Source organism: Corynebacterium sp. HMSC065D07, from assembly GCF_001810695.1.
GTDB classification, from domain to species: Bacteria; Actinomycetota; Actinomycetes; order Mycobacteriales; family Mycobacteriaceae; genus Corynebacterium; species Corynebacterium hesseae.
The window spans coordinates 1-761 of the sequence record NZ_KV802473.1 but is presented as its reverse complement, the minus strand read 5'-3'; the positions used below and the strand labels follow the sequence as shown (position 1 = coordinate 761).

Annotated in this window: 1 protein-coding gene; it reads right to left on the bottom strand. The window is 63.5% G+C overall.

The features are described from left to right. Positions 1–309: 309 nt before the first annotated feature. Positions 310–761 (bottom strand): LPXTG cell wall anchor domain-containing protein (locus HMPREF2760_RS10985; protein ID WP_141752583.1); only part of this gene is annotated, 452 nt, incomplete at its 5' end.

Here is a 761-nt window from a genome sequence, read left to right as displayed (position 1 = left end):
ACACCAGGGACCCCTACATGTTGTGGTGACCCGCCGAACCCGTCGAGCTCTACCTCACCCCCGCTACGCACCCCAAAACCGGAAGAGCCATCAAAGTCCCTTCTTGGAGGCCCTCGAAAGGCTGGGCAGCATTGCGCAGAAAGACAAGGTCATGGCGAACCTCTCAGCGGTCCGCTCGTGCGCCATCGCGATTGCTCACGATGACGCGTTAGCGCAAAAAGAAACGCCCGAGCATTAGCTCGGGCGTTTGCTCGTGGCTTACCCAACCACGGCCGTGGGGCCGGCTAGGTCCCTAGGAACACCTGGTGCTTAGGAGTCCTTGCGGCGGCTAGGACGCAGAATCAGAGCCGCACCAACGATGAGTGCCAGTGCCACACCAATGAGGCCCAGGACGTTAGCACCGGTGTTGGCAAGCTTGCCAGACGAGGTGCTCTTGGAAGAGGCCGGGGTGCTCGTGGTCGCGCTTGGCTGGCTGGCCTGGCTCGGCTGAGCACTCGGGGTCTGCTCGGACGTCGGCTGATTCTCCGCGCTCGGTGCCTTCGGTGCCTCTGGCGCCTTCGGCTCCTCAGGCTTCAGCGGCTCCACTGGCTTGGCCGGCTTCGTCGGCAGCTCCGGAAGGTGCGGAGGCTTAAAGAAGTGAGCCAATACCGGCGGGATAATCACCAGCGGGATGAGCGGCCACAGGCTACTGAGGTTCGGGATGCTCGAGGTGCCCGGCTTATCCGGCTCCTCAGACGGTTTCGGCGTCGGGTCCTCAGACG